The organism is Arthrobacter sp. zg-Y1110 (assembly GCF_025244865.1).
GTDB lineage: Bacteria > Actinomycetota > Actinomycetes > Actinomycetales > Micrococcaceae > Arthrobacter_B.
The window spans coordinates 757,109-776,008 of the sequence record NZ_CP104272.1 but is presented as its reverse complement, the minus strand read 5'-3'; the positions used below and the strand labels follow the sequence as shown (position 1 = coordinate 776,008).

The following is an 18,900-nucleotide window of genomic DNA, read 5'->3' as shown; positions in this document are numbered from 1 at the left end:
TTCTTGAAGTACCGCAGGGTTTAATTCTCTGGTTACCTTGTCAGGTAATTTCCAGCAGGTTAAGCGAAAGACGGCGCCGTGCATTCTTCTTCCTCCCCCGATCAATCGCGCCGCATCCCGGTGATTGCCGACGTCGACACCGGCGTGGACGATGCCCTGGCCCTGACCTTCCTGGCCCGCAGCCCGCGCATCGACCTGCGCGCAGTGACCTGCGTGGCCGGGAACACCGACGTCGACCAGGTACTGCGCAATACCCTGGACGTGCTGGACCTTGCCGGCCGGCCGGACGTTCCGGTGGCCCGCGGGGCGGAGCGGCCGCTGATCAACGAGCCCCGCAACGCACACGCCTTCCACGGCGCCAACGGGATCGGCGGGCTGCAGCTGCCGGCCGCCAGTGCATCGGCTTCGCCCCTGGCCGCCGTCGAACTGCTGCACCGCACCATCGAAGAGTCTCCGGAACCGGTGACCCTGCTGGGCATCGGCCCGCTGACCAACCTGGCGGTGTTCCTGCGTGCCTACCCGCTCACGGCCCGGAAGCTGGAGCGGATTGTGTTTATGGGCGGATCGGCCGGGATGGGCAATGCCACCTCGCATGCCGAGTTCAATGCCTGGCATGATCCGGAGGCGCTGGCCGTGGTGCTGGAGAGCGGCGTGCCCGTGACCATGTACGGGCTGGACGTCTTTATGGTGGCGACCCTCGATGCGCCGCAGTACCTGTTGCTGGAAGCCTCCACGGATCCCGGTGCCCGGCTCGTGGGCTCCCTGCTGGCTTTGGGAGCGCGGACCCGGGCGGCCGGAGGCGTCCTGGGCGCGGAGCCGCTTCCCACGGTGAGCGCCAACGACGGCACCCTCGAGCCCATGACCATCGGCGACGCCGGTGCCGCCTGCCTGATCGCCGCACCGGAAACCGTGGTCCTCGAGGATTACCCGGTGCGGGTGGAGCTTGCCGGGCACAGCCGCGGGCAAACCCTGGTGGACCGGCGGAGGATCGCCGGCGAGGACGCGGTGCACGGGCTGCTCGCACCGGCACCGGTGATTTCGGTGGCCATGGCGCTGGACCACCCCGCCATGGTCCGGACTTTCCTGGACACGGTGGCTCCGGGCGAGGCTATTCGTAGCTGAAGAAGCCCTGCCCTGTCTTCCGTCCGAGTTCGCCGCGGGCCACCTTGTCGCGGAGGATCTGCGGCGGCGCGAAGCGGTCCCCCAGTGTCGAGTGCAGGTACTCGGCAATGCCCAGCCGGACGTCCAGTCCCACCAGGTCCGTAGTGCGCAGCGGGCCGGTGGGATGGCGGTAGCCCAGCGTCATGGCGGCGTCGATGTCCTCGGCGGATGCCACCCCCTCCTCGACCATCCGCATGGCTTCCAGGGCAATGGCGACGCCGAGCCTGGAGGACGCAAAACCGGGCGCATCGCGGACGACGACGGCGGCCTTGCCCAGGGCTTCGATCCATTCCCGTGCGCTGGCGGCCAGCTGCTCCGATGTACGGTCGCCGAGGACCAGTTCCACCAAGCGGGAAGCCGGCACGGGATTGAAGAAGTGCAGGCCGCAGAAGTTCTCCGGCCGCTTCAAACCCGCAGCCAGCCGGTCCACGGACAGCGAGGACGTGTTGGTCGCCAGCCAGGCGCCGTCGTCGAGCTGTTCCTCCACAGCGCGCAGGGCCGCGGACTTCAGCGCGTAGTCCTCCGGCACCGCTTCCACCACCAGGCCGCAGCCCGCAAACTGTCCATAATCCACGGCGAAGGCGGCACGCTCAGCGAGCTCTTGGGCGCTTTCATCCGTGTCCCCGCGTTCCACGCTTTTGCCGAGAGACCCGGTGACCCGGGTGCGGGCGGCGTCGGCGGCTTCCCGGTCCCGTTCGACCACCACCACGTCCGCTCCGGCGAGAAGGAAGGCGTGGGCTATACCCGCTCCCATGCGTCCGCCGCCCAGCACCCCTACCCGTGCCGGGACGGTGCCGATGTCAGCGCTCTCGAAGGCCACGGGAATTCTCCTTGCGGTCGAGGAAGGCCTGCATGCGGTTCAACTTCGCCTCGGATTCAAAGAGGATTCCCTGGGCGAGGTTGTCGATCAGCGGATGCGCGTCACGCGGGGCGGCGAAGGCAGCTTTGGTCAGGCGCAGGGCCAGCGGATCGGAGGCGGTGATGCGGTCCGCGAGCGCGTGGGCGGCGGCCAGCAGGCCGGCGGGGTGGTGGAGTTCGGTGATCAGCCGGACAGCCAGTGCTTCCTCCCCGGACAGGATCCGTCCGGCCAGCAGCATGTCCTTGGCCAGCGGCTCGCCCACCAGCTCCTTCAGCCGCCAGGTGGCTCCGGCAGCCGCCATGATTCCCAGCCCTGCTTCGGGCTGGCCGATCTTCAGCCGTGGTGTGCCCAGCCGGAAGTCCGCGGCGTAGGCCAGTTCCGCTCCGCCGCCCAGCGCAAATCCGTCCAGTGCGGCGATGACCGGCAGCGGCAGCGCGGCTATCCGGGTGAAGAGGCCGGAGTTGATGCCGGCCAGGGCGTCGTCGCGGCGGCGTTCGCGCAGCTCGGTGATGTCCGCCCCGGAGGCGAAGATCCCCTTTCCGCCGGCCTCGGTGCCGGAGAGGATCAGGACCCGCGGCTGCCGCTCCAGTTCGGCGCAGACTGCATGCAGTTCCTTCACCATGGCCGCGTCAATGGCGTTGCGGACCTCGGGCCGGTGCAGCTGGACGTGGACCCGGTCCGCTCCCTCGGTCACCCGGAGCGTGGAAAATCCTGCGAATGCCTGGGTCTGCTGCGGGGGTTCCGTCACGGTGCGCCCGTCCTCTCGTTGCGGGCCGGCGTCCTTGCCGGCAGTCCTAGTATTACGCAGCCGCCGGGCTTTGCCGTGATGCGGCTCACTGCGGCACGGGGTGCTCTGCAGCCCAATGGACCAGCTCCGCGGTCATGGCACGGTAGCCCGCAGAGGTGGGGTGCAGCAGCTCCTGGTTGGCGGTAAACGAATCGGCGGCCTTCAGCAGACCGGAGACATCCGCGGCATGGACAAACGGTTCCGGGCTGCAGGCGCCGTGTCCGGCCAGTGCCTGTTCGACGGCGTCCACGTAGTAGATGTTCGGCGCGGAGGAGCTGTCCACGGCGGACCGGATGACGGCGTTCAAGTCATTGATGAGGTCCCGGCCGAAGCGTTGTTCCGCGGTGCTGAGCCGGCCGCAGTCGCCGTCGGGCTCATCAAAAAGCTGGGGGTACGGAAGCACCAGCACCGGAGCGGAGACCGCGGCCGCCACGCCCGCGTAGGCGTCCACGAGGTCCGCCTCGAGGGCGGACAGCTGCTCTGCCGCGTGGGCGGCCAGTTGCGGGTCGTCGCTGCAGGGAGTGGTTTCCAGCAGGCAGGCCTGCAGGATTCCGGCGAAGTCGAGGTTGTTGCCGCCCACCGAGAGCACCACCAGGGTCGGTTCGAAGCCGCGCAGCTGCTCCAGTTGTGCCGGGACCGTACCCGGGTCGGTATTCGGTCCGGCTCCGGAATCCGTTACTGCCAGCCGTTGCTGCGCGGTCAGGTGCCCCGTGGTGGCCCGGGAACACGCCAGGTTGGCAATGTTCTGTGGAGCAAACAGTTCCGCAGCGGCCGGGTGGAGGCTGCGGTGGCAGGAATCCCGGACCCCCGACACTGCAGGCTGGTAATCGTCGGCCCCCTCCCCCGCAGCGAAGGAGTCGCCGAGGATGGCCAGGCGTCCGACGTCGCCGGTAATCTCCTCGAGCCAGCCTGAGGGGCGGGGCGGTTCCGGCGTTGGGGTTGGGCTTGGGCTCGAGGTCGAGGTCGGATCGGGGCTGGCCGCTGCCGTCGTCGTCGTGCTGTCCGACGGCGGTCCGGCGGCAGGGGCGGTCGAGCACCCGGAGAGCAGTATTGCGGCCCCCGCGATGCCGGCTGCTGCACGCCGCCTCGCGCCGGCGCATGCGGAGTTTTTCATGAGCGCCCCCTGAATCCTTGAGCGGGTGGAAGTTAAAGGCCGGCGGCCGGCGTCGTTGGCGGTGATAACCCGTACCAACGACGTCGGCCGCCGCTTCATACCTATTACTTAGGGCCGGTTACCGACGGCGGCCCAGCGCCTCGTTCACGGCCGGATCTCCGAGCTGGCTCAGCCAGGTCAGCAGTGCCGGGTAGGTGGACGGGTTGGCTGCCACGACTACCCGGGCCCGCGGGTGGGTAGCCAGCTCCTGGAGCCGGACCAGGGGTGTGGCCGGATCGGCAGCTTCGGCCAAGAGCGCGGCATCCGGGTCAGCGGCCGGCGTACGCCGAACGGTGTCCTCGGACACTTCTTCGTCCTGGTCCGTAGCCTGGTCCGGCGACTCCGTTGCCGCGGTCTGCACGGGTTCCTGGGCCGGAGCCGGTTCCTGGACGGGCGCTGTGTGCTGGGGCTGAACCGGAACCTGCTGCTGCGGCTGAACGGGCGCCTGAACTGGAGCCTGCTGCTGCGGCTGAACCGGCTGCTGAACCGGAACCTGCTGCTGAACGGGCTGGCCGGCGGGCTGGCCCTGCTGCGGAACCTGGTGTTGCTGCGCCCCAACGAAAGTGGCCGGCGTCGGAATGGCGGGAACCTGTGCACGGGCCGGAGCCCCTTCGAAGGCGAAACCGGTGCCCGTGTTTCCGGAAGCCGGCAGCGTCTTGAAGTGTGCCCGCGCAGCCTTGTCCAGCCAAAGTACGGCCAGAACCACGAACGGCATAACCCAGGTGAGCAGCATGATCAGGGTCGTGACCGTTCCGACCGGCAACGGTGCGGCGCTCGTCGTCGAAGAGTCCAAGTCCTGGACTTCGAAAAGGATCATAAGGATCAGCGACAGGACAAACAGGGCACCCGCATAGACGCTGCCCATCACGAAGGCGGACCGCTCATCGCGGGCGGCAAGCTTCCGGACCACTATGGTGGCGGCCACCAGCAGCAACGCGAGGACCAGGCCAACGGACCAAGTGGCGACGCCGTCGTGGTCCTCCACCAGGGTCTGCACCAGTCCGACCACCATGAAGAGGGCGAGGGCCGACGCCAGGATCAGGGTTAGCAGCACCACGGGGCGGAGGGCCGTGAGCCGGTCCGCGGGGGCAACTGCGGTCCGGTGCGTGGTGCGGGCGACGGACGGAGCGGAAACCGCAGCACCGAAGGCCATCCAGAAGAAGGTGGAGAACCCGGCAACTCCCGGGAAGAAGCCCTCCGTAAGGGAATCCACACCCATGAGTCCGAGCACGGCGAGGAAAGCAGCGCCCGCACCAAGTGCCGCACCGGCAAAGCGCCAGGCGTCGGAGCCGCCGAAGACCTTCAGCGCGACAAGTCCCAGGACTCCCACTGAAAGGAGCGCGGCAAGGACTTGTGCTATCAGGAACAGCCAGCCGTCCGCGCCTGTGTAGTAGTCCAGCGCGTCCATAACAAACAGGATGATCTGCACAAAGGTGACGACGGCGGCAAAGCCCACAATGCCCAGCATGACGAACAGCCAGCGCCGGTGGCGGGCATGATCGACGTCGCCCGGAGCTATTTCGCCGTTCCGGGGCTGTGCCGCGAGAAGGGCACCGGCAAGTCCGAAGGCGACGGCGCCGCCCAGGTAGCGGTAGCTGTCGTCGCCGAAGCCTGATACCAGGCTCAGGACGAAGTACACCAGCACCAGGATGACGTACGGGAGGTTGGCCAGAAGACGGATGTCCTGGACTTTCCGGTAGCCGACTGTCGGGCCGAAGACGCCGCCACGCCACAGGTAGCTGATGCCCAGGGACAGGATGCTCAGGAGCGTAATAAGGAGTACGTCAACGCGGGCACCCGCTTTGGTGGCGTCGTCGTAGCTACTCGTACTGAAGGTCCAGGTCATGAAAAGCGAGGCGAACAGGGCCAGGAACGCGATGCCGTCCCGGACGTAGTCGCTGATCGGAACCCCGGCGAAGGGTGACGGACGCTTGGTGCCGGAGGAAGCCTGCGCCTGGGCCTGGCCGTAGCCGGGGTTACCCGGATACTGCTGCTCTTGACGCTGCTGAGTCGGCTGACCATACCCACCTTGGCCGTAGGCCTGGCCGGGCTGGCCTGCCCCGACTGCGGCGAGCTGCCGGTCTTCCACCGATCCGGTGGTTGGTGTTGCGGGTTCGGCGGCAGGTTCCGTACCCGGCGCGGAGGCTGCAGAAGCGGGCGCGGCACCTATGGCATACCCGCACTCCGCACAGAACCGGCCCCCCGGTTCTTGTTGTTTCCCACACTCGGGACAGAATTTCATAACGCCTTCCTTGGATCTTCAAAATATTGATGACGCCGGCGATCCGGCATACCCGGCGGCAGGCTGACCTGCCGCCGGGTGTCTGCTACTTCGTCTTGACCGCGACCGTGTAGCTCACAAGAGCGAAGTCGGTCTCCGGAGTGGCAGACAGTATCTGGACTTTCAGCTCGTGGTCCTTGCCGTCGTTGGGGTAAGCGATGGAGTATTCGGTCCGCTCCCCTGCCGGGATTTCAACTTTCTCTTCCTTGCCGTCCAGCGTGATCCCGATGACGATCTTGGAAGTCGTCGAGCCGAGGGCGCTGATCTCCAGGTCGGCTTCGGCGTCGGTGCCCGAGAGGGTGTGGCTCTTCGCGGACTCTGACGAGGCCCCGGTGGAGAGCACGCCGTAATCGCTGCTGATGTACGAACCGGAAGGCAGTGACTCGTCAGAGTAATCCGAATCATCCGAAGAGGAATCCGAGAAGTCGTAGCCCTTCCCCTCAACCAGGGTCAGGTCGGCGGAGTACTCGAAGTCCTTGCCCTTTTCGGCGAACTCTTCCTGCCATTCCGGGCCGGCAAAGACCACGAGCTTGTAGTTGCCCGCCTCGACCTCATCGCCCCATCCCAGGTCCGCGATCTGCTCCTTGCCATCCTCGGAGTAAACCAGCATGTCGCCGAAGTCGCCGTCTTCTGCTTCCAGGGCCATTTCCTCGTCCACCGTCAGGTTGAGGACCGCGAAGCCGGCCGAGTTGAACTCCACCTCGGTGGATTCGTCCACGCTGATATCTCCGGTGGCGTCCTCGGTATTCGCGAGCTGCAGCATAGCCAGGGCCTGCTCACGGGTCAGGGAATCGGTCCAGTTGATGATCCAATCCGCGACGGTGTGCCCCAGGCTCACCCGCCACTTGCCGTCCTCCTCGATGGTGGTCAGGCTCATGATCTTCGCACCGCCCAGCATCTCCACGGAGGGCTCAATGGAGTAGCCGGACTCGCCGAAGCAGATGCTGTCGGACTCCCGCTCGCCCTCGATGCAATCGCTGGTCAGGGTGATCTTGTCGCCGTATTCGCTTTCAACAGTGATGTTCTCGACGACGGCGACGGCACGGTCGCCGTCCTTGTCACCATCCGTGAACCGCACGTCGCTGATGTTCAGCTCTTCCCCACTGGCGCCGGCCATCAGGTCATCGAACAGGTCCGGGTACAGGTAGAGCATGCTGCCCTCATGGATGGACAGTGTGCCGGCGAGCGGCTCCAGGCTTCCTTCGGAAACCGCCTCCGGCACCGCCTCTACTGCCGCCTGCGCTGCTGCTGCCGGGCTGTCGCTGCCGCCCGCCGATTCGGGAACGCTGCCGCGGTCAAAGCCTTCACTCTCGTTGATCATTTCGACAATGCTGTACATCGGGCTCACGTACCAGCGGCCGTCGCGTTCGGTGGCCAGCAGGGTCAGGGGCGAGCCGTCCGGTCCGAGTTCGTTAAGCTGGACGGTTTCGTCGATCTTTTCCTCGTCCTCAAGATCTCCGGCCTCGATCGCGGAGCGGATGGTTCCGGTAGTTTTCGCCGGATCTATCTGGAAACGTGCTTCGCCGGAGGTGTACTCAATCAGGGCGGTGTGGTCATCGATCTCGGTGACCTTGGGATCCACACCCTCAAAGGTGATGTCCATGCCGTCGAAAGTCAGGTCGTCGTCAATCTCCGAGTCTTCGTCAGAGACCTTGTTGATCGCTTCCTCCAACCGGAATTCCTCGGCCTTGTCCTCAAGCTGCTCCTGGATGCGCTGGAGCGGTTCGCGTTCCTCCGGCGGCACCATGGTAGCCAGCCCAATGATGTCCTTGGACTCGATGGCCTCCACCACCTTGTCGGCAGCGCCTTCGGCGGACCCGGCACCTCCGCGGACCATGTTCTGCACGATGAAGAACGCGGCCAGCCCCAGGATGACCAGGAGTGCCAGCACGGAGACCAGGATGATCGTCAGCTTGCGGGAAGGCTTCTTGCCGCCCGACGACGGCGCGCCCGGTCCGGCGGGCCCCTGCGGACCAGTGGGGCCGCCGTCGTTGGGACCACCTGAGTGGGGACCTGAGCCGGCGGGGCCGGTGTAGCCTGGCTGGCCGGATCCGGACTGGGCCGCAGCTTGCGAGACAAAAGGTGGGTCGAACACGGAAGTCGGCGCACCCGGAGCGCGCATAGCTGCGGCCTGCTGTTCGCTGTGCTGCTGGGACGGGGCCTGCCCGAAGCGCTGCGTCGGCTGCTCGGCCGGGGCCGGAGTCTGAACCGGAGCCGGCTCGAAGCGCTGCGTCGGCTGCTCGGCCTGGGCCGGGCTCTGGGAGTCGTCGGTCTGAGGGGAGGCTGCCTGCGGGGATGCTGCCTGCGGGGAGTCAGCGCGGTGCGTTCCGGAATTCGAGGCCGCATCGGCTTCGGTGCCTTGAGGTGCGGTGCTTTCGCCGCCCGACTGTGCCGGCTGAGGTGCCTGGCAGTTGGTACAGAATTTCCAATGCGGCTGCAGTTCAGCGCCGCAGGACGTGCAGTGTTTCAAGACTCCCCCAGGATGTCAGCAAGGACCCGGAAGGAGTAAGTGATGGTCCCCCCGAGCCAACAGATACGTACGGCACTAGACCCTAGCACGGGCTGGGGTCAGGCTGGGGGCAGGTTCACCGGCTGAGACTGGCGTAGACAACGTAGTTGTCGTCGAAGGTTCCGGTGGCAGGGTCGAAACCGTCGCAGGTGATCAGGCGCAGCTCTGCACCGGCGGTATTGCCGTACACCGCGAGCGTAGGAAACTCGTCCTTGCCGTATTGCTCTCCCCGGTCTACCGAGAAGACCGCAGTGCTCCCGTCTTCCCGGGCAATTTCGAGCCGGTCGCCGGGCGACAGGTTCCGCAGGCCGGCAAAGACTCCCTCGCCGCCGCCGGTGGCGTTGACATGCCCCAGCAGCACGGCGGGGCCGCGTTCCCCCGGGGTGGGCGAGCCCGTGTACCAGCTCGCCGGCGAACCGGGAGGCTCCGGCGGAACCTCGAGGGAACCGTCCTCCCGCAGTCCAAGATGCAGGAGCCGGGATTCGGTGCCGGTGGCCGGGATAGATAAGGACACCGGCGCGGAGGGGGAAAGCACCGGAGGAGCGTCAGCCTGCGGGGCTGCAGGCTGGCTTGACGCGGCGGCCGTGGCAGCCGGGGCAGCCGCCGTCGTTGTGGTGGTTGTCGGTGCTCCGGTCTCCGGCGCGGCCGTGCCGCTGCATCCGGAGAGCAGGAGAAGCGCGGCCGCCGCGCAGGACATCAGTCCTGCGCGGCGGCCGGGGCGGGATGCCGTCATGGGAATCGACGCTTCAGCTACGGTCAGTCTTAGGCGTTGGCACGACGGCGGATAGCCATCGCCCCACCGGCCAGGGCCAGGACACCGGCGCCGGCTACGGCAATTCCGGCGGAGTTGCCGTTGCCGGCTGCTGCCTCCACCCCGGTGTCAGCTCCGCCTTCGGGCATCGCATCCATCTGCGAACCGGTAAGGGTGCCGCAGGCCGCGGGAAGGGTCGCTGCGGCAGGCAGCGTCTCGTCGAGGTCGGACATCTTCTCCGCTGCGGCGGCGGGCATCAACGCGGGATCCACTCCATGGACTACCACTACCGCGGACCCGTCCTTCAGGGATGCTGCGGTCTCGGGAGTCAGTTCGAAGGTGCGCTCGTAGGTGTACGCGGATCCGCCCGGGAAACGATCGACGGCCAGTGCGGAGTCCGCACTGGTGTCACCCTCGGTGGTAAGCGAGTTGCCGATGTGGCCGTAGAACGGGTGTCCCTCGGTGGTGTTGACGACGCCGTCGCCGTCGGTGTCGGCGTCGGGACCCGGGCAGACACCCTGGGCGGCGATGTGGATGTGCTGGGCGTGCGGGAAGGGACCGTCCATGAAGGTCTCCGCCGCACCGGAGACGTTGACCGTTACCTTGGCCTCGGTGCCGTGGACGTCCACCATGGCCTGTCCGGTGGTGCCGGAATTATTCATGGTGTTCAGCGTGGCCTGGCTCGACCAGGAGTCTTCGCCATGGGCCATGGCGGGACCCGTCGAAAGGGCCAGCGCACCCAGGGCCAGGGTGGGAACGGCAAGCAGGCGCATCTTCTTGTTCATGATCGGTTCCTTCGTCGTGTCGGTGTGCACATCGAGGTGCGTGCATCGGTCGTTAGACATGGAAGGTTCGGAGCCGATCCGTTCCCGGATGGGTCGTGAGGCAAATTACTTTGAAATCGGCGCGGGCTACTTGTCCCGGGAGATGAGGGGATCACCCATCCATCGGCGGCCCCGCTGCGAACACTGGGTATGGAGACTCGGTATCTGCGCGGTGCGAAAGTATGACAGTGTTCTCAGCGAACATCTCCCCGTCCGTTGCCGCGGCCGGGGGCCGTCGTCGAAGGGATGACCTGTGGGAGCCCATGACTGACTCGGGAACCGGCCCGACGGATTTCACTGCTCGGCCTGCACCGGAAGACCGGCAGGAGGACCGAGGGGTCGGGCTCGCCGATCTGGTGCGCCGCTGCGGCGAAGGTGACGAAACCAGTTTCGCGGCCCTGTATGACGCCACCTCTGCCAAGGTGTACGGGCTGGCGGTACGGGTGACCAGGTCTCCGGAAATCGCGGCCGAAGTTGTCCAGGAGGTCTATCTGATGGCCTGGCAGCAGTCCGCACGTTTCGACCCGACGCGCGGGACAGTGCTGGCATGGTTATGCACCCTTGCCCACCGCAGGGCAGTGGACCGGGTGCGCCAGGTGGCCCGTGAACGGGAGCGGGAACAGACCTATGAGGACCAACGGACGGGAACGCCAGTGGACCAGACATGGCAGGAAGTGGAGCAGGGGATGAAAACCCACGAGGTGCAGAACGGGTTGAGCACCCTCACCCCGCTCCAACGCGAAGCCGTTGCCTTGGCCTACTACCAGGGATTCACCTATCAGGAGGTTGCCCTGCGCCTGGATATCCCGTTGGGCACAGCCAAAGCACGGATCCGTGACGGGTTGAAGAAGCTTCGCTCGGCATTGGGGGGACAGTCATGAACCAGCACAGCCAGAACGCCGGGCACCTCCATGAGCTCGCCCCGCTGTATGCCGTGGACGCCCTGGAGCCGGCCGAGCGCGAAGAATTCGAACAGCATCTGGCGGACTGCCCCCGCTGCCAGGCGGAGGTCGCCGAATATGCCGAAGTCACCGCCGGCCTTGCTGCGGAGACGGCCCAGACTCCCCCGCCTGCCCTGCGCAGCTCCGTGCTGTCTTCCATCCACGGCACCCAGCCGCTGCCTGGCCCCCGGACGGGGCCGGCCGCCGTCATCGTCTCCCTGGACGAACGACGACGACGGCGCGGGCGTCGGCTCCTGGCCGCCGCAGCGGCTGCCGTCCTGCTCCCCGGAATCGGCCTGGCCGGCTGGAACCTGGGGGTCCAGTCGGAGCAGCGCGAGCAGGAACAGCAGGCAGCTCAGGAACAGGACCGGGAAACCCGGCTGCTGGCCGCACCGGATGTCGCCACGCAGCGCGTCGACGTCAACGGCCAAGCGGCCACCCTGGTTGTTTCGCGGGAGGAGGATGCCGCCTTGTTCGTCGCGGACACCCTGCCCGATCCCGGCGAGGGACGGGAGTACCAGCTCTGGCTGCTCGAGGGCGAGACTCCCATTCCGGATACGCACTTTTCCGGAGGGGACGTCAGCGTCTGGCTCAGCGGCGACGTCGCCAAGGCCGGAGCCGTGGCCCTGACGGTTGAGCCTGCGGGCGGGTCCTCCACGCCTACGTTGCCGCTGGTGGCCGTCGCCGAGATCTAGGCTTGCCCTTTAAACGGAACGTCCCGCCGCATCGACTTCGTGCAGCGGGACGTTCCCGGTGGAGTGGAGGCTAGCGGCCGCCGCGGCGCGCCAGTGCTTCGTTCACGCCGGCGTCGCCAAGTGCGCCGAGCCAGGAAAGCAGCTCCGGGCCGGCAGCGGGGTTGGCGGCCACCGCGGGGCGGGCCAGCGGATAGTCGGTGGCCAGTTCCTGCAGCCGGAGCGGGTCGGTACCCGGATCTTCGGCCTCGGCAAGGATGGCAACCTCGGCGGGGTCCACCTGCGCGGGCGGAGCGGCGGATGCTCCGCCGTTGACGACGTCTGCTGCCGGAATGTTCATAACCGGTTCCGGATTTCCGTTCCCAAACTTTTCGTCCTGCATGCAGTCCTCCTTCAAACGGGTGCCTGAGTAAGCAGGCTTTCCATTATTCTTTCAGACCACGAGGGCCGCCGCCCAATCGCCGCCGCCTCGTCAAGGGACTCAACCCACTGCCGCAGTCGGCCGCCGCTCTGGCGCCCTGCACTCCCCTGGCTCTACCCTCTCCGCGAACGTCACCGCCGGTAGTTGCCCGCGGTGTCCGGGGTGCGACATACTGAAGCCTAATTCGATTCGGATGAAGCCATCCTCTACCTAGTTTTTGCCCTTTCCGCCCCCACCGGCTGCGCGCAGGAACTGAAGGAGCTGCAAGCAGAGTGTTTTTCAAAACTTTCGGTTGGTCGTTTGTAATAACGGCCGCCGCGCTGGTAACGGCGTTCTTCTACGGCGGGGTAGAGGCACTCATCCTCTGCGCCATCCTGGGCGTTCTCGAAATCAGCCTTAGCTTCGATAATGCCGTGGTCAACGCGCGCATCCTCGAAAAAATGAGCCCCTTCTGGCAGAAGATGTTCCTCACCGTGGGCATCCTCATCGCCGTCGTTGGTATGCGCATCGTCTTCCCGCTGGTGATTGTGGGCGTCACCGCCAGCATCAACCCGATCGAAGCCCTGCAGCTGGCCCTCGAAAAGGGCGATCCGGACGAGCCCGGCAGCTACGGCTACCTCCTGCATGAAGCCCACCCGCAGATCGCCTCCTTCGGCGGCCTGTTCCTGCTGATGATCTTCCTGGACTTCATGTTCGAAGACCGCGACATCCGCTGGCTGCGCTGGCTGGAAACCCCGTTCGCCAAGGTCGGCAAGATCAACGGCGCCTCCCTGATCGTCGGCCTCGGTGCCCTGCTGGCCGCCGGTGCCCTCTCGGACCCCTCCCACACCACTGACGTCTTCGTTGCCGGCGCCGCCGGCCTGATCACCTACCTGCTGGTTACCGGCCTGGGTGACATGTTCGACGTCGACGGCGACGGGGACTTCGATGCCGACGACGTCGAGGCACGTGCCCCGAAGTCCGGCAACGGCGCCCTGGTGAAGGCCACCGGCAAGGCCGCCTTCATGCTCTTCCTCTACCTGGAAGTCATTGACGCGTCCTTCTCCTTCGACGGCGTCATCGGCGCCTTCGCCATCACCTCGGACCCGATCATCATTGCCCTGGGCCTTGGCCTCATCGGTGCGATCTTCGTCCGGTCCCTGACCGTGTTCCTCGTGAAGCAGGGCACCCTGGACGAGTTCGTTTACCTGGACCACGGTGCCCACTGGGCCATCGGCGCCTTGGCGACCATCCTCCTGCTCACCATCGAGATCGAAATCAACGAGGTCATCACCGGCCTGATCGGCGTGGTCTTCATCCTCGCGTCGCTGACCTCCTCGATTGTGCGCAACAAGCGCGCAGCGAAGTCCGCCGGTGCATCAAAAGATCCTGTCTACACAAACTAACGAGGGAGAATCATGGGCCTGAGCCTGGAAAAAGGTCAGTCGCTGTCACTGACGAAGAAGGACGGCGGAGCGCTGAGCAAGACCCGACTGGGACTGGGCTGGGATTCCGCTGCCCCGGTCAAGCGCGGCCTGTTCGGCGGCAAGAAGACCGCGGAAGTGGACCTCGATGCCTCGGCCATTTTCTTCGACGCCAACGGCAACGCTGTTGACCAGGTCTGGTACGGCCAGCTCGCCAGCAAGGACGGCTCCACCAAGCACACCGGCGACAACCTCACCGGCGCCGGCGAGGGCGACGACGAGGTCATCCTGGTGAACCTGGCAGCCGTCTCCCCCGCTGTGCAGAACATCGTGTTCGTGATCTCCAGCTACAGCCGGCAGACCTTCGACCAGGTGCAGAACGCCTTCTGCCGCCTGATCGACGACTCCACGCCCGGCAGCCCGGAAATCGCCCGCTACCAGCTGACCGACGCCGGCACCCACACGGCCATGGTTATGGCCAAGGTGGGCCGCGAAGGTTCCGGCTGGAGCTTCAAGGCCATCGGCGAACGCGCCCAGGGCCGTACCGTAATGGACCTGATTCCCACCGCAGCCCGCTCGCTCTAACCACCCGCCCGTCCGTAAGGAGAGCACCTTGTCCGGCCTGACACTTTCCAAAGGAAGCAACCTTTCCCTCACCAAGGCTGACCCGGGCCTGGAACGGGCCCTGATCGGCCTGGGCTGGGATCCGCGCACCACCAGCGGAGATCCGTTCGATCTGGACGCCTCCGCACTGCTGCTCGGAGCCGACGGCAAGGTGCGCTCCCAGGACGACTTCATTTTCTACAACCAGCTGTCCGCCAAGGACGGCTCGGTGGTCCACCTGGGCGATAACCGCACCGGCCAGGGCGACGGCGACGACGAGCAGATCCTGATTGACCTCAGCATCCTGACCGACGACGTCGACCGCGTGGTCATTGTGGTCTCCATCGACCAGGCCGAAGCGCGGCACCAGAACTTCGGGCAGGTGCGCGATGCGTACTGCCGGGTGGTCAACCAGGACACCGACGCAGAGGTGGTCCGCTACGACCTCAGTGAGGACGCCGCAGCGGAAACCTGCATGATTTTCGCCGAGATTTACCGCAACCGCGGAGAGTGGAAGTTCCGCGCCATCGGCCAGGGCTACGCGTCCGGGCTGTACGGGGTTGCCACCGACTTCGGCATCGCCCTCGACTAATCCCCACGTCTACAAGGAGCTGAACAGCATGGCAGGACTGACCCTCACCAAGGGCAACAACCTTTCCCTCACCAAAACCGATCCCGGACTCCAGAAAGCCGTAGTCGGCCTGGGCTGGGACCCGCGCACCACCACGGGTGAACCCTTCGACCTGGATGCCTCGGCGCTGATGATCGCAGCCAACGGCAAGGTGCGCTCCTCCGACGACTTCATCTTCTACAACCAGCCCGCTGCCAAGGACGGCTCCGTCACCCACCTGGGCGACAACCGTTCCGGCGCCGGCGAAGGTGATGACGAGCAGATCCTGATCGACCTGACGCAGATGGCCGCCGACGTCGACCGCGTGGTCATTGTCGTTTCCATCGACCAGGCGGAGGCTCGTAACCAGAACTTCGGCCAGGTCCGCGGAGCGTACTGCCGCGTCATCAACCAGGACAACGACAGCGAAATTGTCCGCTTCGATCTGAGCGAGGACGCCGCGCCGGAGACCTCCATGATCTTCGCCGAGGTGTACCGCAACAACGGCGAGTGGAAGTTCAAGGCCGTCGGCCAGGGCTACGCCACCGGCCTGGCCGGCATCGCCACCGATTTCGGCGTGCAGCTCAGCTAGACTCGCTTTTTCAGTTACACCCTGCGGGGAGTGTTCCGCAGGCCGGGACACTCCCCGCATCCGTATACGCAGCTCACAAGAAAAGGCTGGACCATGACCACACCGTTGACTCCCCCGGACGCCACCGAAGCCGCCCTGGTGCTGAAAGCTCCGGAACCGCCCGCTCCGGTCGCTCCCGAGAGCGCTCCGGGCATGGTTCCGGTGCCGGAGGAACGCCGCGTCGAAATCGCCGCCCAGGCCAAGTCCTTCATGGAGGAAGTCTCCAAGCTGGACGCCCGCAGCCCGGAGTTCACCGCCCAGGTGGATTCCATCAACAAGCTGGCCGGTGCGGAAATGGTGCAGTCCGCCGGATACTCCACCCGTCTGCTGGACCGTTCCTCCACCTCCGTGGCCGGGGCGAAGAAGTCCGGCAATGACGCACAGAAGAAGGTCGCCGTCACCCTGGGCGACCTGCGCAGCACCGTCGAGGACCTCACCCCGAACCAGGCGAACCTGGGCACCGGACGCAAGATCCTCGGCATCATCCCCGGCGGCAACAAGCTGGCCAAGTACTTCCAGAAGTACGAGTCCGCGCAGGTCCAGCTGGACAAGATCATCAAGGCCCTGATGGCCGGCCAGGATGAACTGCTCAAGGACAACGCCTCCCTCGCCGGGGAAAAGGTGGAGCTGTGGAAGACCATGCAGACCCTGAGCGAATACTCCGTGCTCGCCGAGTCCCTGGATGCGGCCTGCGTCGAAAAGGTGGACAAGCTCAAGAACTCCGGGCAGATTGAGCAGGCCAACGCCCTGGAAGCGGATGTGCTCTTCCCCATCCGCCAGCGCCGCCAGGACATCCTCACCCAGCTGGCCGTGTCCGTGCAGGGATACCTCGCCATGGACCTGATCCGCAAGAACAACGTGGAACTGATCAAGGGCGTGGAGCGGGCACGCACCACCACCATTTCCGCGCTGCGCACCGCAGTGATCGTGGCCCAGGCCCTGGCCAACCAGAAGATGGTGCTGGACCAGATCGACGCGGTGAACACCACCACGAACAACATGATCCTGAGCACCAGCGAAATGCTCAAGGACCAGACCGCCCGGATCCACCAGCAGGCCTCCAGCTCCGGCGTGAGCGTGGAAACCCTGCAGAAGGCGTTCGACAACGTGTACCAGACCATGGACGCGATCGACACGTTCCGTTCGGAAGCAGCCCGCAACATGGAAGGGACCGTGAAGTCCCTGGAATCCACCATCACGCAGGCCAAGCCGTACCTCGAGCGCTCCCGCCAGAGCGAGTCCCGCTAAATGCCGGGCAGGACAGCACCGGTGGGTAGGAGCCGGCCATGGCAGTAGGCAGGTTCTTCGGTTCCCTCTTCGGCAACTCGCCGGAGCCGGAACCGCCACCGGCGCTGTCCGCGGCCACGCCGTCGGGCCCTGACGCCGAACACCAGGAGACCGTGAAGTCCCTGGAAAACCTGCGCAGGGCCGTGCGCAGGGCCGGCGCCGCCCTGCCGACCCTGGTGTCCTCCATGGTCCGGCAGATCGACGACATCCTGGCGCCTTTGGTGGAATACGTGGGCAGCCACGGCGCCTCCACCGAGCAGCGCGTGCTGCTCAACGCCATCATTACCAATTACCTCCCTACTCCCCTGCGTGCCTACGTGGCCCTCAGCGACCGGGAGCGGACCGAGAGTTCAGAGGCCACCACATTGCTCGTTGACCAACTCACCATCCTGGAAGGCATTGCCCGGGACCTGGAGAACCAGGTCCGCACCGGCGCCATTGCCGAGCTGTCCACCCACGGACGGTTCCTCGATGACAAGTTCTCCCCCTCCTCCCTGACCTTCGGGGACCGCTGATGGGAACCCTGGTAGCCGGCGCCAACGCCGCCCTCACCGCCGAAAACCCCGGCCTCAGCTCCGTCCTGGTGGGACTGGGCTGGGACGTGATCCCCAGCCGCGGGCCCGCAGCCGAACTCGTTCCGCTGACCCTGCTGTGCGGCTCCGACGGCCGGGTCCTCTCCGACGAGCACCTGGTCTTCTTCAACCAGATCGCCAGCCCGGAGGGTTCCGTCGTGTTCGAGGGCGACGACGACACCGAGCAGATCGACGTCGACCTGTCCCGGGTGCCGGATGCGGTCTCCAAGATTGTCTTCGCTGTCTACGCCGACCCGGAGATGCGCGGACCCGGCACCTTCGCCGCCGTGCGCAGCGCCTACATCCGGGTGGCACGGCCCAACGGCGGGGAACTGGTCCGGTTCGACCTGCCCTCGGCGAACCGGGACAGCATCACCGCCATGATGTTCGGCGAGCTGTACCGGCACCGCGCCGACTGGAAGTTCCGCGCCCTGGGCCAGGGGTACACCACCGGCCTGCGCGGACTGGCTGCCGACTTCGGATTCGATCTCTAGGCGATGGCCGTCAACCGCTCGTCGGCCGTCCGCACCGACCTTCCCTTCCTGAGCCGCCGGGTCAAGCCGCGCGCTGCGGCTCCGGTGCCGCCCCAGGCTGCCCCCGCACCCCGAACGACGCCGGCACCGGCCGCAGCGCCGAGCACTTCCGCGCCGCGAACTTCCGCGCCCGCCGCCCGGCCGGCCACCCCGGCTAGTCCGGCTCCGGCTCCGGGGTCCCTTTCGCTGTCTCCGCCGCCGCGGCAGCAGCCCGCACCGTCGGTCTCCCCCTCGCTTTCGCTGGGCCTGTCCCCCAAGGCGGAGGCGGCCAGCAGCCGTGCCGCTGCCCCCGCAGCGCCACGGCCGACGTCGTCCTCCCGCACTTCCGAACCGGTACGGGTGGAACCCCTGCACAACAGGCTCTTCCCTGCACCGGGCATGGGCGAGCTGCGCAGCCTGGACCGGCAGAACCCGGTAGTACGCCTGACCCCCATGGAATCCGCCGTGGGCAGCCTCGTGGTTGCCGGCACCGTGCGTGCGGTGTGGGAAGGCCCGGGATACAGCACCGGTTCCATTTCCGCCGGCGAGTTCCGGCCCGAAGACCTGGACGGCGTCCAGGTCCAGGCTCCGGGCAACCGGCCGCTGGTCGGCTATGAAGATGACCTCGCGCTGGTCCCGCTGCGCCATGTTCGAATGCTGCGCCGGGCACTGTTCTTCCCGAAGCCGAAACAGCCCATGAGCGTGGGGGTCTACAACGGCAAATCGGTGACCATCCCGGCGCAAGCCGGCCACCGCAGCTATTACGCGCTCTCCGTGATCCGCATTGACGACGTGCTTGAACTCCGGGCCGAGGAACTGCCGTACGGCATGGAGTTCAAAGCCATCTGGGAGGCCTTCGGCTTCACCATGACCACCCGCCTCCCCTACCAGGGGCGGTAACCG

At 66.4% G+C, this 18,900-nt stretch carries 19 protein-coding genes; 11 read left to right on the top strand and 8 right to left on the bottom strand.

The window, feature by feature from the left end; all coding sequences use genetic code 11:
- Positions 1-78 precede the first annotated feature (78 nt).
- Complete coding sequence (locus N2K99_RS03640; protein WP_227933921.1) at positions 79-1,122, top strand: nucleoside hydrolase; 1,044 nt, start codon at positions 79-81, stop codon at positions 1,120-1,122.
- On the opposite strand, the gene N2K99_RS03635 is transcribed toward N2K99_RS03640, so the two are convergent.
- The 7 genes from N2K99_RS03635 to N2K99_RS03605 all read right to left on the bottom strand — a co-directional run bounded on the left by N2K99_RS03635 (position 1,109) and on the right by N2K99_RS03605 (position 10,346).
- Positions 1,109-1,915, bottom strand: coding sequence for a 3-hydroxyacyl-CoA dehydrogenase family protein (locus N2K99_RS03635; RefSeq protein ID WP_231711905.1), 807 nt, complete (start codon positions 1,913-1,915; stop codon positions 1,109-1,111). The genes N2K99_RS03640 and N2K99_RS03635 overlap by 14 nt on opposite strands.
- Before the next feature lie 46 nt (positions 1,916-1,961).
- Positions 1,962-2,768 (bottom strand): enoyl-CoA hydratase/isomerase family protein, encoded by an 807-nt coding sequence (locus N2K99_RS03630; RefSeq protein WP_227933919.1) that lies wholly within the window; start codon positions 2,766-2,768, stop codon positions 1,962-1,964.
- A gap of 85 nt (positions 2,769-2,853) precedes the next feature.
- Positions 2,854-3,921, bottom strand: a complete 1,068-nt coding sequence (locus tag N2K99_RS03625; RefSeq protein ID WP_227933918.1) for an SGNH/GDSL hydrolase family protein — start codon at positions 3,919-3,921, stop codon at positions 2,854-2,856.
- Between the two features lie 118 nt (positions 3,922-4,039).
- Entirely contained in the window at positions 4,040-6,049 is a 2,010-nt protein-coding gene (locus N2K99_RS03620) for a hypothetical protein (protein WP_227933917.1), read from the bottom strand.
- Between the two features lie 238 nt (positions 6,050-6,287).
- On the bottom strand, positions 6,288-8,711 hold the full coding sequence (locus N2K99_RS03615; RefSeq protein ID WP_227933916.1) for a zinc ribbon domain-containing protein: 2,424 nt from the start codon (positions 8,709-8,711) through the stop codon (positions 6,288-6,290).
- A 115-nt stretch (positions 8,712-8,826) separates the two neighbouring features.
- Positions 8,827-9,483 carry a class F sortase gene (locus N2K99_RS03610; RefSeq protein ID WP_260554808.1) on the bottom strand — a complete coding sequence of 219 codons (657 nt, stop codon included), beginning with the start codon at positions 9,481-9,483 and terminating at the stop codon, positions 8,827-8,829.
- Positions 9,484-9,512: 29 nt separating this feature from the next.
- Complete coding sequence (locus tag N2K99_RS03605; protein WP_308036418.1) at positions 9,513-10,346, bottom strand: hypothetical protein; 834 nt, start codon at positions 10,344-10,346, stop codon at positions 9,513-9,515.
- 161 nt (positions 10,347-10,507) lie between these two features.
- Between N2K99_RS03605 and N2K99_RS03600 the strand changes: the two genes are divergently transcribed.
- Both N2K99_RS03600 and N2K99_RS03595 read left to right on the top strand, forming a co-directional pair.
- A complete protein-coding gene (locus tag N2K99_RS03600) occupies positions 10,508-11,206 on the top strand; it encodes a sigma-70 family RNA polymerase sigma factor (RefSeq protein ID WP_227933900.1) in 699 nt (232 codons plus the stop codon).
- Positions 11,203-11,961, top strand: coding sequence for an anti-sigma factor domain-containing protein (locus N2K99_RS03595; protein WP_227933899.1), 759 nt, complete (start codon positions 11,203-11,205; stop codon positions 11,959-11,961). The genes N2K99_RS03600 and N2K99_RS03595 overlap by 4 nt, the downstream gene beginning before the upstream one ends.
- 70 nt (positions 11,962-12,031) lie before the next feature.
- Here N2K99_RS03595 and N2K99_RS03590 read toward each other — a convergent pair whose 3' ends face one another.
- The gene (locus tag N2K99_RS03590) at positions 12,032-12,340 is read right to left on the bottom strand and encodes a hypothetical protein (protein ID WP_227923341.1); all 309 of its coding nucleotides are present in this window, start codon (positions 12,338-12,340) and stop codon (positions 12,032-12,034) included.
- 311 nt (positions 12,341-12,651) lie between these two features.
- Between N2K99_RS03590 and N2K99_RS03585 the strand changes: the two genes are divergently transcribed.
- The 8 genes from N2K99_RS03585 to N2K99_RS03550 all read left to right on the top strand — a co-directional run bounded on the left by N2K99_RS03585 (position 12,652) and on the right by N2K99_RS03550 (position 18,897).
- On the top strand, positions 12,652-13,764 hold the full coding sequence (locus tag N2K99_RS03585) for a DUF475 domain-containing protein (protein ID WP_227923338.1): 1,113 nt from the start codon (positions 12,652-12,654) through the stop codon (positions 13,762-13,764).
- A 12-nt stretch (positions 13,765-13,776) separates the two neighbouring features.
- A complete protein-coding gene (locus N2K99_RS03580) occupies positions 13,777-14,367 on the top strand; it encodes a TerD family protein (RefSeq protein ID WP_227923335.1) in 591 nt (196 codons plus the stop codon).
- Positions 14,368-14,395: 28 nt separating this feature from the next.
- The gene (locus tag N2K99_RS03575) at positions 14,396-14,977 is read left to right on the top strand and encodes a TerD family protein (protein WP_227923333.1); all 582 of its coding nucleotides are present in this window, start codon (positions 14,396-14,398) and stop codon (positions 14,975-14,977) included.
- A 28-nt stretch (positions 14,978-15,005) separates the two neighbouring features.
- Positions 15,006-15,587: a TerD family protein gene (locus tag N2K99_RS03570; protein WP_227923331.1), complete on the top strand. Its 582-nt coding sequence runs from the start codon at positions 15,006-15,008 to the stop codon at positions 15,585-15,587.
- A gap of 93 nt (positions 15,588-15,680) precedes the next feature.
- Entirely contained in the window at positions 15,681-16,874 is a 1,194-nt protein-coding gene (locus N2K99_RS03565) for a toxic anion resistance protein (protein WP_227923330.1), read from the top strand.
- A gap of 38 nt (positions 16,875-16,912) precedes the next feature.
- A complete protein-coding gene (locus N2K99_RS03560; protein WP_227923329.1) occupies positions 16,913-17,428 on the top strand; it encodes a hypothetical protein in 516 nt (171 codons plus the stop codon).
- Positions 17,428-17,979 (top strand): TerD family protein, encoded by a 552-nt coding sequence (locus tag N2K99_RS03555; protein ID WP_227933898.1) that lies wholly within the window; start codon positions 17,428-17,430, stop codon positions 17,977-17,979. Before N2K99_RS03560 ends, N2K99_RS03555 begins: the two co-directional genes overlap by 1 nt.
- Before the next feature lie 3 nt (positions 17,980-17,982).
- Complete coding sequence (locus N2K99_RS03550) at positions 17,983-18,897, top strand: hypothetical protein (RefSeq protein ID WP_227933897.1); 915 nt, start codon at positions 17,983-17,985, stop codon at positions 18,895-18,897.
- Positions 18,898-18,900 lie beyond the last annotated feature (3 nt).